Origin of the sequence: Streptomyces sp. NBC_01476 (assembly GCF_036227265.1) — a bacterium.
Taxonomy (GTDB): domain Bacteria; phylum Actinomycetota; class Actinomycetes; order Streptomycetales; family Streptomycetaceae; genus Actinacidiphila.
In genome coordinates this window covers 8010297-8023925 of the sequence record NZ_CP109446.1, presented here as the reverse complement: position 1 = coordinate 8023925, position 13629 = coordinate 8010297, and the positions used below count along the sequence as shown (strand labels likewise).

The window sequence follows — 13629 nt, the reverse complement described above, 5'->3', positions numbered from 1 at the left end:
CTCACGGGTTCAGCAGCTTCGCCGCGAGGGTGGCGGCGTTGTAGGAGCCCCACCCGGTGGTGAAGTCCCAGCCCGTGGCGGAGGAGTAGGCGCCGTTGCTGCCACTGGTGATGTCGTGGAAGCCGGTGCCGCCGGCCGTGTAGAGGGCGGGGTTGGCGAAGCCGAGCCGGGGCTTGCCCGCGGCCGTGGCCTGCTGGTTGTAGAGCGCGGCGAAGCCGGCCCACTCGGGCGCCGCCGCGCTGGTGCCGCCGACTTGGCCCCAGCGGCCCTGCGAGTAGATGGACACCCCGGGCGAGGGGTTGGCCAGCGCCGCGACGTCGGGGACCTGGCGCTTGCCGCCGCCCTGGCTCTTCTGGACCGGGGTCTGCCAGCTGGGGATGCTGAACACACCGGACTTGCCGCCGCCACCGCCGGACCAGGCGGTCTCCCGGCTCCACGCGTTGGCGGAGGTGACGGTCAGCGTGGTGCCGCCGACGCCGGTGACGTACGGGTCGCTGGCCGGGTAGTCGACGGAGGTGCCGCCCGTGCCGGCGTCGTCGGAGCCGCTGTCGCCGGAGGCCGCGAAGAAGCTCAGGCCCTCGGCGGCGCCCTGCGCGAAGACGGCGTCGACCGCGCTGATGTTGGAGCTGGTGCGCTGCGTCTCGGCGGCGCCCCAGCTGATGGACGTCACAGGGACGCCGCTGTCCACGATCGCCTGGTAGGTGTCGACCTCGCCCGCGTCGGAGTTGGGGCCCTCGAAGACGGTGATCTTCGCGGCCGGCGCGACGGCGTTGAGCACCTCGATGTCGAGCTCGACCTCGACCTGGCCGTCGCCGAGCGGGCCGGAACCGCCGCTCACCTTGTGCACGGTGGGCGCGGTCGAGCTCAGCCCGTAGTGGCTGTCGTACGCGGTGATGTTGGACTGCTGGAAGCCGTCGAACTCCAGCAGGGCGACCTGCTGGCCGCTGCCGGTGTAGCTGCCCGAGACGTTGTAGCCGCCCTTGATCTGGGTGGGGGTGTAGCCGCCGCCGGGGCCGTTGTGCGGGGTGACGGCGGCCGGTGCCTGGTGGTGCAGCTGGACGCGGTTGTTGAGGCCGGAGACATCGCTGACCAGGGAGCCGACCGAGCTGGGCAGCGAGGGCGCGGCGTCGTTGGCGTAGAAGGAGCGGCCCGAGGCGCTGTCCTTCCACGTCGACAGCTTGGTGCCGAACGCCTTCTCCAGCTGGGCGGCGGTGCCGGTGGCGTCGATCAGCAGGTTGCCGGAGTGCACGGTGCCGACGGTGAGCCCCTGGGAGCGCAGGTAGTCGGTGACCTTCTTGACGTCGGCGTCGCTGCGGCCGAAGCGGCCCGCGAACTGGCTCTTCGTCAGGTAGTGACCGTACGAGGGCGAGGCGGGGTCGGTGACCTGCGCGACGAAGGCGGCCAGGGCCTTGTCGTCGCGGGACGCCAGCGTGACGGCCACGGATATGCGGTCGGTGGAGGCGACAGCGCCGGTCCGTACGGCATTGGTGTTCAGTCCGGTGAGTATGTTGCCGGACAGCGCGGTGCGGGCGGCGTCCGGCTGCGTGGTGGCGGCGTACGCGGCGGGGACGGCTGCGAGCAGCAGTGCCGGGGTGGCGGCAGCGGCCAGCAGTTTCAGACGTAGGGTCACGAAGATCCTCCATGGGGGTCCGGTCCCCTTGTTCGGGGCCGGATCAACGCTAGGGAGTGGTGTGACGCCGCGTAAGCGTGGGAACCCTTGCGCTGGTTGTTAAGGGTGCGTTTCGTGTGACACCCGTGGCATGGAGGCCAGCGCGTACGCCAGCGCGGTGCGTGAGCGCACCCCGAACCTGCGGTACAGCCGCGACAGCGTGCCCTCGACCGTCTTGACGCTGATGAACAGCTGGGCGGCGACCTCGCGGTTGGTCGCTCCGCCGCGCACCAGTTCGGCGATCCTGGCCTCGGCGGGTGTCAGTGCGGTGGCCGCGGCGCCGCCCACCGTCCCGTCCACGCGGGCGAGTTCGACCCCGGCGCGCTCAGCGAGCGGTTCCGCGCCGGCGCGGTCGGCGAGCTGTCGCGCCTCGGTGAGCAGTGCCCGCGCGGTGGTCCGGTGCCTGGCCCGGCGCTCGACCGTCCCGAGCGCGGTGAGCGTCCGTACCAGGTCCACCGGCAGGTCGAGGGGGCCCAGCCGGTCGGCCGACGACCGCAGGAGTGCCGCGCCTTCCTTGAGCCGGCCGACCGCCGCCTCCCGCAGCCCTTCGGCCCGCTCCAGCGAGGCCAGGACGCTGCCCGGCAGCCGGCCTGCACGCTGGTACGCCCGCTGCAGGACGTCGTGGGCGGCCGCGGTCTCGCCGAGCGCCACCAGCGCCTCGGCGAGGTCGGCGTACCAGCCCAGCAGCGGCGGGTCGGCCGCGCCCATCGACTCCCCGATCAGGGTCACTTGACGCAGCGACTCGACCGCCTCGGCCACGTGCTGGAGATCGCCGGTGAACAGGCCGGCCTGGCCCAGCGCCGCCAGGGCCCGCAGCCGGAAGAGCTGGTCGCCGTCTTCCTGGGAGGCGTGCACGGCCCGTACCGCCAGTCGGCGGGCCTCGGCCGCGGAGCCGCCGAAGGTCTCCGCGAGGGCGGCCGCGTACAGCGCGGGCGCCGACTCCATGCCTGCGTCGGCGGCCACCCGGGTGCAGCGGGCCGCGGTGCGCAGCGCCTCCCGGCAGGCTCCGGCGCGGACCTGGGCGCGGGTGAGCGCCACCAGGGTGGCCACGGTCGACTCCACGCCGTCCGACTCCCCTGCGGCCGGGAGGAGTTCGGCCAGTTCGCGGCGGGCGTCGTCGACCCGGTCGGTGTCGAGGGCCAGGACCGCCCGCATCCGGATCAGGCCCCGGCTCTGGGGTCCGTCGGCCGCGAGCTCCACGGCCTGGGCCAGCGCGGCGTCGGCGTCGGCGGCTTCACCGGCGAGCGACTGCACCCGTGCGAGTGTGGACAGTGCGGCGATCCGCAGCCCGGTGTCCCCCGCCTGTGCGGCGCACTGTGCGGAGCGGCGGGCGTGCCGGGACGCTTCGTCCAGGGAGCCGGTCAACAGGCCGCGCACGGACGCCCAGTGGTAGAGCGGCGCTTCCAGTTCCGGAGCGCCGGCGGCGTCGCGCAGCCCGTCCTCGATGAGTTCGACGTGGTCGCGCAGGGCCTGGCCGACGCCGCTCAGCAGCACCAGCCGGGCCCGTACCCGGCTCCTGGCGGAGTCCGAGCGGTCGAGCACGGTGCGGGCGGACCGCTCGGACTCCTCCCATCGGCCGGCGTCGCAGGCGAAGTCGGCGGCGTCCAGGAGGCGCAGGTCGCGGTCGGCCGGGTGGGTCACCGGGGTTCTGTGCACGGCGAGTTCGGCGAGTTCGGCGGCGGCGTCCGGCTCACCGCGCTTGCGCGCCGCGTGGGCGGCTGCCATCAGCGCGGCGGCGGTGGCGGCGTCCTCGTCAGGCCCGGCGAGGGCCATGTGGCGTGCGGCTTGCGTGGGTTCGGCGACGGCGGCGGCCAACCGCTCGTGCACCGTGCGGCGTTCGGCCTCGGTTGCCTCGCCGTAGAGTGCCGCGCGCACCAGGGGGTGCCGGAAGCGCACGGACTGTGCGGCGTCGGTGCTGATCACGCCGGCCCGCTCGGCGGCAGCCAGTGCGGCGCTCGCGTCGGGTACGCCGGCGGCCCGCAGCAGCGGCAGGGTCGGCCGGGCGGCGGCGCAGGCGACGAGCAGGGCGTACCCGGTGGACGCCGGGAGGGCGGTGACGCCGCCCAGGACCAGGGAGCGCAGCGCGGCGGGCACCGGGAGGAAGCCGCCGCTCTCCGCGGGCAGGCCCTCCGGCGGCGCGCTCCGGCTCAACTCCAGTGCGTAGAAAGGGTTTCCGGCGGCGGTGCGCAGCACTGCCCGCTGGACGGGCGGCGGCAGGACGATCCCGGCGGCGAGCAGCAGGTGTGCCACATCGGCGTCGGGCAGCGGCGGCACGGGGAACTCCGCGGTGTCCGGCGGGCACCAGTGGGGGTGTTCGGGGCGCAGGCCCTCGGCCACCCGCTGGGCGACGGCGATCCGGATGCGGGTGTCGTCGATACGCCGGGCCACGAAGGCGAGAACATCGGCGCTGGGTCCGTCGAGCCATTGCATGCCGTCGACGACCAGCAGCACGGGGGCGGTGTCCGCGAGGCGGCGCAGCGCGTCGAGCACGGCGAGGCGCACCGCGAGGCCGTCGGGCGGGCCGGCCGGGCCGGGGCGGCGCAGCGCGCTCAGCAGGGCCTCCCGGGGCCCGGGCGGCACGGCGGCGATCACCTCGTCGGGCACCCGGGCGAAGAGGTCGATCAGCCCGAGGTAGGGCAGTTGGGCGTCCTCGGGCGCGGGCCGGCAGCGCAGGACGGCACCTCCCTCGTCCGCCGCGGCGGTTGCCACGGCGCCGAGCAGCGTCGACTTGCCGATGCCGGCCGGCCCGTACACGAGCAGCCCGCTGCGCTCCCGCAGGTGCCGGAGCGCCCGCTCCGCCGGCGCGGGCGCCGCACCCTGCGGGGGCCGGCCCGGCCGGCCCAGCGGACTACCGGCGACGACTCGGTCCGCCACGTTATGGCCTCTCCTTCTGGTCCGGGACCGCGGTGGGCACCGCGGTTGATCACCGACCATTTCATGTGCTCATGACAACGATCGGAATACCGTGTGTCAATGCCACGGGCCGCTGCGCGGGCGCCGACCGGACGCAGGGTGCCGTCCTGAAGCGGTTCCGTCGCGGTGCCGGCTCCCCTTTGCCGTGGACGGTCCGTTTCGCGGCCGGGCGTGGCCCGGGGACAGTCGCGAGAGGCCGGCCCGCATGTCGGGGCGGGGCGCGCGGGCCGATAACCTGCTGACAGTGCTGATCCCCGGGGCGCTGGGTCCGCTGATCCTGGGCTACACGGTCATCTTCGTCGCGGCCGTCGACATGTCCGCGCAGGCCGGGCTCTTCGGCGGCGGGGCTTCGGCGACTTCGCGATCGGGTACGGCTCGCAGCGCTACAACTGGCCGGTCGTCCACATCACCGTGGCGACGATCGTCGTCATCGTCCAGGCGGGCCAGTTCCTGGGCAACTGGCCCGCCCGCCGTGCCCTGCGCCGCTGACTCCTCCCCCCCCGGGGGTTCGCCCACCGCAGGGACCCGGTCGCCGGAGCTTCCCGCCCGGCCCCGCCGGAAGGCTCGGGCCGCCTCAACTGCCTTTCAGGGCCGCCGTATGGCGCCGGCCGGAGCTCCCGCGCTTCTGCGCATCGTGAGGGGGAGACGTCGGCAGCCCGAGCACGGTAACCTCAGCTGTATCTTGGATTCAATCTCTGCCCGTGCCGAGGAGACACCTATGTCATCAGTGGGATCTCGTCATCGTTCACTCCGTGACGAGACGCTCGATGAGATGCGTCGGCTCATCCTCGACGGCGAACTGCGCCCCGGCGAGCACCTGACCGAGGCCACGATCACCGAGCGCCTCGGCGTCTCCCGCCACCCCGTGCGCGAGGCGTTCCGCCGCCTTGAGGCCGAGGGCCTGCTCGAGTCGCTGCCGCGCCGCGGCGTACGCGTCGTCCAGCTCGACAGGGACGAGTTGCGCATCGTCCGGGAGGTCCGTCTGGCACTTGAGCTGATCGCCGTCCAGCACACGGTGGAACGCGCGGACGAGGCGACGATGTCCGCGCTGCGGGTCGTCCTGGAGGAGGGGCACACCGCCGTGGCCGGCGCCGATCACGGCAAACTCAACGCGCTCAACGACCGGTTCCACGATCTGCTCGCGGCCGGCGGCGGCTCGCGGTTCCTGGCCGAGACGCTGCGCTCGGCGCGCAACCAGGCGCACCATCTGGTCGGCGGCAAGAGCGCGGCGGTCAATCAGTCGTGGGACGAGCACGCGGCGATCATCCAGGCGGCGCTCGACCGGGACGCGGAGCTGGCGATGCTGCTCATGCGCCGGCACCTCAAGAAGCGCCACGAGAATCAGGGCGGTCCCCAGCCGGTCGAGCAGGTCGAGGCGGCCCAGGACTGACCCGCGGTCGGCGTCACGCAACGCGCGCAGGCCCGGAGGAGCGCTCCTCCGGGCCTGCGCGCGTCCGTACGTCTGTATACGTCCATGGGTCGGTGAGCCCGCCGTCCGCCGCCGCCCGAGCAGGCGTCCGCCGGCGCACCAGGTACTGGGCGGATACACGGAATTCACCAGGGCCGTCATCAGTCGTGATGTCTTTTGGATACAACATGTCGTGTGACGACTACTTACTCCGCCATCCCCGCCCGCGAGGGCGCCGCCGTGACCGTGAAGCAGCTGGACCACATCGTCCTGCGCGTAAAGGATCCCGAGGCTTCCGTGGCCTGGTACGTCGAGAAGTTCGGCTTCCTGGTGCACCGGCTCCAGGAGTTCCGGGCCGGAACCGTCCCCTTCCCCTCGGTCGAGGTGTGCCCCGGCACGATCATCGACCTCGACGCCCGCGTCGAAGCCACCGGCACCAACCTGTCCCACTTCGCCATCGAGGTGGCGCCCACCGACTTCCTCGCCCTGCGCGACTCCGGGGTGTTCGAGAAGGTCGAAGGACCCTTCCGCCGCTGGGGAGCCCGCGGCCCCGCCGATCTCGTATACGTCGACGACCCTGACGGCAACACGATCGAACTGCGCCACTACGGCCCCAGCCAGCTGGGCGCCTGAGCATGCCGGCAGGTGCCATGGCGCGCCGCGCGGTGGCCTCCGGGACGCTCGGCGCGGTCGCCGCGGGCTCACGGACGGCCTCCGGCATCGGGCTCGCCGCCCTGCTGGACGGCGGCAACGCCTTTGACGCCGCCCTCGCCGCCGCGTTCGCCGAGACCGTCGTGATGCCGTCCAAGTGCGGCCTCGCCGGCGACCTCGTGGCGCTGTACGTGCGCGCCGACCGCGAGGAGCCGGTCTCCGTCATCGCACTGGGCGGCGCACCGGCCGGCCTCTACGCCGCCGCGGCGGCACGTGACTGGCAGGTCCCCGCGGTGGGCCCCTTGTCGGTCGGTGTTCCCGGCGCCCCGGCCGGATACGCCCACCTGGCGGCGCTCGGCCGGATGTCCCGCGAACGCCTCGTCGCGCCCGCGGTCGCGCTGGCGCGACGCGGCTTCCCCTGGTCACGGCTGAATGTGCTCCTGACCCAGGAGTCGCTGGCGCTGCTGACGCGCTACCAGCCCGGCGGCGGTCGCTGCTTCCCCGCGACCAGGCCCGTCGCCGAGGGCGAGGTCGTCCGGATGCCGGGGCTCGCGGGGGTGCTTGAACGGTTCGCCCGCCACGGGGCGGACCTCTTCACCGGCGAACTCGGCCAACGCCTCGTCGGATACGTCCAGGAACACGGAGGCGTCCTGGACCTCGGCGACCTCGGCACTGTCGAAGTGACAGAAGAACGCGCGCACAGCGTCGAGTCGGAGCACGGGCGCCTGTGGGCGACCAACGGACCCAGCTACGGGATCGCCCTGACCCGTACGTTCGACCGCGAGCACCGCGTGGAGCGCGGCGCTCCCACCTCACCCGACACGGTGGCCAGGGCTCTCGCGTCGCTGTCCCGGGGGGAGCTCCACCCGGCGGCTGTGTCCGAAGGGACGTCGACCGTGTCGGCCGCCGACGCGGACGGCAACGCCGTGGTGATCGTCCACTCCAACTCCTTTCCCCGGTACGGCAGCGGTCTGGTCCTCCCCGGCGACGACCTCGTGCTGGCCAACCGCGCCGGACGCGGCTTCACCTTCGAAGAGGGCCACCCCAACGCGCCGCGCCCAGGTCAGCGGCCTCTCACCACGCTCCACGCCTGGGCCCTCAAAGACGCGACACGGTCGTGGGTCCTCGGGGCCACACCCGGCGGCGCCCAGCAGGTGCCCTGGAACGTCCAGGTCATCGACCAGTTGACCCACCCCGGGCTGCTCGACGGTCCGGCGCGGATGGGCACCGCGGTGACAGCGCCCAAGTGGGAGATCTCCGAGCGCGGTGTGCTGCGCGAAGGGGTCGAACTCCCGCCGCTCGGGGCGCGGTCCGCGCACACCCTGGTCCGGCTCGGTCCTGATCTCGTCTCGGCGGCGGCCGATCCGCGGTGGGACGCGACGGCGGTCGCGTCATGACGTGGCGGATCGCGGTCGCCGGCGCGGGCACGATCGGCGCCCGGGTCGCCTCAGAACTGGACGGGGGGCGTGTCCCGGGCTGCGAACTGGTCGCCGTGCTCGACTCGTCGAGCAGCGACGCCATGACGGGCGAGGCGCTGCGGGCTGCCGACCTCCTGGTCGAGGCGAGCACCACCGCGGCCGCCCGCGTCCTGCTCCCCCGCGCGCTCGACGCCGGTCTGCCGGTCGTGGTCTGCTCCTGCGGCGTGCTCGCCGACCGCTCGGTCGAGCAGGACCTGCGGCGGCGGGGCGCGGTCCTCGGCGCCGATGTCCTGGTGCCGGCCGGCGCGATCGGCGGCCTCGACATCCTGGCCGCGGCGTACCGGGCGGCGGCCGGGGCGACGGTGCGGCACACCACCACCAAGGCTCCGGCAGCCCTCGGCGTACGCACCGCCCCGCCCGGACCCGACGTGGTCTTCCGCGGCTCGGCGCGGGAGGCGGCCCTCGCCTTCCCCCGCACCTCCAACTCCTCGGTCGCCCTGGCGCTCGCGACCGCCGGGCTCGACGCGGTCGAGGTGGTCGTCGTCGCCGATCCCGGCGCCACCTCCACCCGGCACCGGATCGAACTGTGGTCGTCCGTCGGCCGCTACGACTTCGCCATCGACAACAGCGTCTCCCCTTCCTCGGGCGGACGGACCTCGGAGATCACCGCGTGGTCGGTCGTCGATCTCCTGGAGAAGCTGGCGAGATGCCGGGGCGGCGCGCGGGGCCGCCGCAGCGTCGTGCCGTGATGTCACAGCGATGTAATCCAGGACCCGTAGTTTGGATACAAGATACGGCTCGTTTCGGCGGCCGGAGAGGAGACACATGAGCACGTCACCCCCGATCAGTGACCGCGCCCTGGCGGCGGCCCGGGCGGTCATGGCCGATGTCGACCACACCACCGACCCTGTCGCGACCGCACGGCTCCTGCCACCGGCCGTCTACACCAGCGCGGACTTCTGGGAGTTCGAGAAGGAAGCCATCTTCCACCGCGAATGGCTGTGCATCGGCCACGTCAACGAAGTCCCCGAGCCCGGCGACCAGTTGCCGCTGACCGTCCTCGACGAGCCGATCGTCGTGCTGCGCGACCTCAGCGGCCAGGTCCGGGTGATGTCCGCGGTGTGCCGGCACCGCGGCCAGCCGCTCTTCGGCGGACTCGCCGGCGAGGGCCGCACCGCCGCCTCGCCCTGCCTGTCCGGACAGGTGATGAAGTGTCCGTACCACAACTGGACCTTCGACCTCGACGGCCGGCTGGCGGCGGCTCCGTCGATGACCGAGACGGTGCCCGTCAAGCGCCTGCGCGAGACGATCCGCCTCCCGCAGATCCGCCACGAGATCTTCCACGGCCTGGTGTTCATCAACTTCGACGACGACGCGGCGCCCCTGGCCCCGACGCTCGCCCGGATGGACGAGGAGCTGTCGACCTTCGGGCTGGAGGAACTGGTGCCGATGCCGGCCTTCGTCTTCGCGGACCAGCAGTGGAACTGGAAAATCCACCACGACAACGCCCTGGAGCCGTACCACACCAGCTATGTGCACCGCGGGGTGCACGAGGCGGCCCCGGCCAAGAACGCCCGCTTCTACCCCTTCGAACCCGGCGACGGGCAGGTCATGCACCCGACGTACCTGGTCGACGAGAACGCCGGCCTCGCCAGCACCGACGGCAGACGGACCACGTCCATCATCCCGGGCCTGACCGATGAGCAGCGCAAACGCGTCATGTTCGCCTCGATCCCGCCCATGCTCTTCTCGATCCTGCAGCCGACGTTCGTGCAGCTGGCGATGATCCATCCGAACGGTCCCGGCTCGATGGACCTGCGGCGGGTCAACCTCTACCCCAAGTCGGCGGTCGAGGAGCCGGGCTTCCTCGACGCCTACGAGAAGTTCATGGAGCGCAAGTCGCTCGCGATCCACCAGGACGCCGTGACGACCGCGGCGCTCCAGCAGGGACTGCGCTCGCGTTACGCCCCGCGCGGACCCCTGTCCTGGATGGAGTCCAACATCCCCCAGCTCAACGCCTGGCTCGTCGAGCGCTACCGGAAAGCACTGGACACCCTGTGACCGACATCGTGACCGACATCGTGACCGGCACCGCCGCCCCTGCGGATCTGTCCGCCGTCCTCGCCCGCCTCGATCTGCTCGAGTCCCGCGAGGAGATCAACGCCCTCATGGTCAGCTACATGGCGGCCACCGACGCCCCCGAGGACAAGGGCGCCAAGGTCGCCGCGCTGTTCACCGAGGACGGCCGCTGGCAGAGCGTCGGACCGCACGGGAACCCCGGATGGGCGGCCGTCGGCCGCCCGGCACTGGTCACCAAGTTCGACCGCAACGTCGAGCGCATGCCGTTCTCGGCGCACTTCGTGACCAATCCCGCGATCGAGGTGTCGGGCGACACGGCCCGCGGCCGGTTCATGTACTTCCAGGCCTGCACCTACCGCGGTGACCAGCCGCTGTGGATCGCCGGGTCCTACGACAACGACTTCGCCCGGGCGGACGGGCGGTGGCTCATCGCCCACATGCGCGTCCGCAACTTCTTCACCACGCCGTTCGACCAGGGCTGGGTCGCCGTACCCCACCTGCAGACGCCGTGACCACACCTCCCGAAAGCGGCACGACCGTGACCACGATGACCTACCGCCACCAGATCCTGCGCAACCTCGCGTTCGGCACCCTGCCCGTCTTCACCCGGCTCCAGGAGCAGAAGAACGCCCTGCTGGTCGCGGCCGGGCTGACGCCCTACGCGATCTGGGCGCCGGCCTTCGGCGGCCTCCACCACCTGGTCCTGGAGGCCTCGTTCGCCTCGATGGCCGACTTCGAGAAAGAGCACGCCGCGACGAAGCAGATCGCCGGGATGGCCGCTCTCAACGCGCAGCAGCTGGAGTGCGTGCTCCCCGGGACGGCCCACGACCGGCTGCAGCGCCTCGGGCTCGCCGCGGAGCGGGGCTGAACCCGGTGGCGCGCACCGAACAGGACTGGTACGCCTGGCACGCACCGTACGACCGGCTCGACTCGGTCGAGACCGGCCGGCTGGAACACGTGCAGGAGGCCATCTCCGCCACCCTGGACGCCGCTCCGCCGGGCCGTCTGTCCGCGGTCAGTGCCTGCTCAGGACAAGCGCGGGATCTGCTGCCCGTCCTCATCGACCACCCGCGCGGCCGGGACATCGACGCCCTGTTGATCGAACTGGAGCCGCTGAACGCGTCGTTCCTGCACGGCGCCCTCGGCAGCACCGCGCTCACCTCGGTCGAGGTCCTGGTGGCGGACGCCGGCGCGGCGGCGTCGTACGCCGGTCATGTCCCGGCCGATCTGCTGCTGATGTGCGGGGTGTTCGCGAACATCGACCTCAAGGCCGCCCTGCGCACCATCGGCCGCCTGGACGAACTGGTGGCGCCTGCCGGGTCGGTGGTCTGGACGACCTACGGCGACTCGATCGACGACGCGGACGACGTGCTGGCCGCCTTCGCCGCGGCCGGCTTCGCGCCCGTGTCGCTGGTGTGGGCCGCCGACCGCTCCTGGCTGGTGTCCGTGCACCGCTTCGACGGCGAGAGCCGGCCGTGGTCCGACGAGGGTGTGCTGTTCGCGTTCCGGCCGTCGCCGGAGCTCTGAAGCCCGCCGCGACGGCAGGCGGGCGCCTCCCGGGGGGCCTTACCTCAAAGTTAACTCCGCAGAAACCCGCCCCCGGGATTGGGATACAAAATTCATTAGACAAGCGGAGCACCCCATCCGCGGACAGCAGAGGTGGACAGCACGCATGACGAACATCCTGCCGACGGAGACAGCACGAGACAGCCGCGAACCGGTACCGGACCACCCGGCCGGGCAGCGCCCGGCCCCGCTCGACAAGGCCGTCGAGCCGATCGTGACGTTCTCCGGACTCACGAAGCGGTTCGCCGACGGCACCGTGGCCCTCAGCGACCTCGATCTCTCCGTCGCGCCAGGAGAGTTCGTCTCGCTCGTCGGACCGTCGGGCTGCGGCAAGTCGACCCTGTTGCGGATCGCCGCGGGCCTCAGCCCGATCAGCGAGGGCCGTGTCGAGACCCGGTTCGGCTCGCTCGGATACATCTTCCAGGACGCGACGCTCATGCCGTGGCGCACGGTCGCACGCAACGTGGAACTGCTGACGCAGTTGGAGGGCGTGCCCAAGGCCCGCCGGCGCCGGCTCGCCCAGGAGGCCATCGATCTCGTCGGTCTCGGCGGCTTCGAGGACAACTACCCCAAGACACTGTCCGGCGGCATGAAGATGCGTGTCTCGCTGGCCCGGTCCCTCACGCTCAACCCCGACCCGTTCATGTTCGACGAGCCTTTCGGCGCCCTCGACGCGATCACCCGCGAGCGGCTCAACGACGAGGTGCTGAAGCTCTACGCGGAACGGCGGTTCACCGCCCTGTTCGTGACGCACTCGATCGCCGAGGCCGTCTATCTCTCCTCGCGTGTCGTCGTCATGGCACCCCGTCCGGGACGGGTCATCGGCGAGTTCGACATCCCGTTCGACTACCCCCGGTCGCCGCACATCCGCTACAGCGAGGAGTTCGGCGCCATCGCCCACGAGATCTCCGAGTGTCTGCGAGGAGCGAGCGCATGACCACCACCTCCCCCGGCACGGTGACACCCCCCGCCGGATCCCCCGCTGATCCCGCCGGCGAACCGGCGACCGGCGCCGCGCGGGAACCCAAGGTCATCCTGCCGTCCGACGGACCCGGCCGGGCCCGCGTGGGCAGCTTCCTCGTCGTGGCAGGCCCGCCGGCGCTCGTCGGCGCGGCCACCATCGGGATCTGGTACCTGCTGGCGTACTTCGGTCTCAGCAAGACCCAGCGTTTCATCCTGCCGCCGCCGCACGAGGTCGTGAAGGTGGGCTTCCTGGACTGGGCCAACCTCAAGGAGATCCTGCAGGGCCTGCAGTCGAGCGGCATCGTCGCCCTGGTCGCCTTCGCCCTGTCCACCGTCATCGGCCTGCTCTTCGCCGTCGCGATGAGCGAGGCCCGCTGGATCGAGCGGTCGTTCTACCCGTTCGCCGTCGCGCTCCAGACCATTCCGTTCCTGGCGCTGGTGCCGCTGGTCGGCTTCTGGTTCGGGTTCAACGAACAGAGCCGCATCATCGTGGCGACCCTGGTCTCGCTCTTCCCCATCACGACCAACGCGCTGTTCGGCCTGCAGTCCGGCGACGCCGCCCTGCACGACCTGGTGCGGCTGCACAACCGCTCCCGGCTGGTCCGGCTCGTCCGCCTGCGGCTCCCCTGCGCGCTGCCCGCGATCTTCACCGGGCTGCGGATCTCGGCGGGCCTGTCGGTGATCGCCTCCATCGTCACCGACTTCTTCATCCGTCAGGGGCAGCCCGGTATCGGCGGTCTCCTGCAGAACTACTCGGCCAACCTCCAGTCGGAACGGCTCTACGCGGCGCTGATCGTCACCTGCGTGTTCGGTCTCGCGGTGTTCTGGGCGGTCGGGCTTGTCCGCAGACTCACCATCGGCCGGTGGGAGACGTCGACCGCCACCCGCTCGGACGACTGACCGGCCCCGCTGCTCCTCCACGACCCCCGTCACCGCCGCTCGGCCCCGCGTATCCAGGTGCG

At 72.2% G+C, this 13629-nt stretch carries 12 protein-coding genes; 10 read left to right on the top strand and 2 right to left on the bottom strand.

Features of this window, described 5'->3' with window-relative positions; genetic code table 11:
- Position 1: 1 nt before the first annotated feature.
- Complete coding sequence (locus OG552_RS34850) at positions 2-1630, bottom strand: S53 family peptidase (protein WP_329139933.1); 1629 nt, start codon at positions 1628-1630, stop codon at positions 2-4.
- A 99-nt stretch (positions 1631-1729) separates the two neighbouring features.
- Positions 1730-4543 (bottom strand): helix-turn-helix transcriptional regulator, encoded by a 2814-nt coding sequence (locus tag OG552_RS34845; protein WP_329139931.1) that lies wholly within the window; start codon positions 4541-4543, stop codon positions 1730-1732.
- A 244-nt stretch (positions 4544-4787) separates the two neighbouring features.
- On the opposite strand from OG552_RS34845, the gene OG552_RS34840 reads away from it, so the two are divergent.
- From OG552_RS34840 to OG552_RS34795, 10 genes are all read left to right on the top strand, one after another.
- A complete protein-coding gene (locus OG552_RS34840; protein WP_329139929.1) occupies positions 4788-5972 on the top strand; it encodes a GntR family transcriptional regulator in 1185 nt (394 codons plus the stop codon).
- A gap of 213 nt (positions 5973-6185) precedes the next feature.
- Positions 6186-6623, top strand: a complete 438-nt coding sequence (locus tag OG552_RS34835) for a VOC family protein (RefSeq protein WP_329139927.1) — start codon at positions 6186-6188, stop codon at positions 6621-6623.
- A 17-nt stretch (positions 6624-6640) separates the two neighbouring features.
- Positions 6641-8038, top strand: coding sequence for a gamma-glutamyltransferase (locus tag OG552_RS34830; RefSeq protein ID WP_329139926.1), 1398 nt, complete (start codon positions 6641-6643; stop codon positions 8036-8038).
- Positions 8035-8808, top strand: a complete 774-nt coding sequence (locus OG552_RS34825) for an aspartate dehydrogenase domain-containing protein (protein WP_329139924.1) — start codon at positions 8035-8037, stop codon at positions 8806-8808. The genes OG552_RS34830 and OG552_RS34825 overlap by 4 nt, the downstream gene beginning before the upstream one ends.
- Positions 8809-8884: 76 nt before the next feature.
- Positions 8885-10120 (top strand): aromatic ring-hydroxylating oxygenase subunit alpha, encoded by a 1236-nt coding sequence (locus tag OG552_RS34820; RefSeq protein WP_329139922.1) that lies wholly within the window; start codon positions 8885-8887, stop codon positions 10118-10120.
- Positions 10117-10650 (top strand): nuclear transport factor 2 family protein, encoded by a 534-nt coding sequence (locus OG552_RS34815; protein WP_329139919.1) that lies wholly within the window; start codon positions 10117-10119, stop codon positions 10648-10650. The genes OG552_RS34820 and OG552_RS34815 overlap by 4 nt, the downstream gene beginning before the upstream one ends.
- Positions 10651-10685: 35 nt before the next feature.
- The gene (locus OG552_RS34810) at positions 10686-11006 is read left to right on the top strand and encodes a hypothetical protein (RefSeq protein WP_329139917.1); all 321 of its coding nucleotides are present in this window, start codon (positions 10686-10688) and stop codon (positions 11004-11006) included.
- Positions 11007-11011: 5 nt separating this feature from the next.
- Positions 11012-11665, top strand: a complete 654-nt coding sequence (locus OG552_RS34805; RefSeq protein WP_329139915.1) for an SAM-dependent methyltransferase — start codon at positions 11012-11014, stop codon at positions 11663-11665.
- 145 nt (positions 11666-11810) lie between these two features.
- Entirely contained in the window at positions 11811-12641 is an 831-nt protein-coding gene (locus OG552_RS34800) for an ABC transporter ATP-binding protein (RefSeq protein ID WP_329139912.1), read from the top strand.
- Positions 12638-13567, top strand: a complete 930-nt coding sequence (locus tag OG552_RS34795; RefSeq protein WP_329139911.1) for an ABC transporter permease — start codon at positions 12638-12640, stop codon at positions 13565-13567. Before OG552_RS34800 ends, OG552_RS34795 begins: the two co-directional genes overlap by 4 nt.
- Positions 13568-13629: the final 62 nt, after the last annotated feature.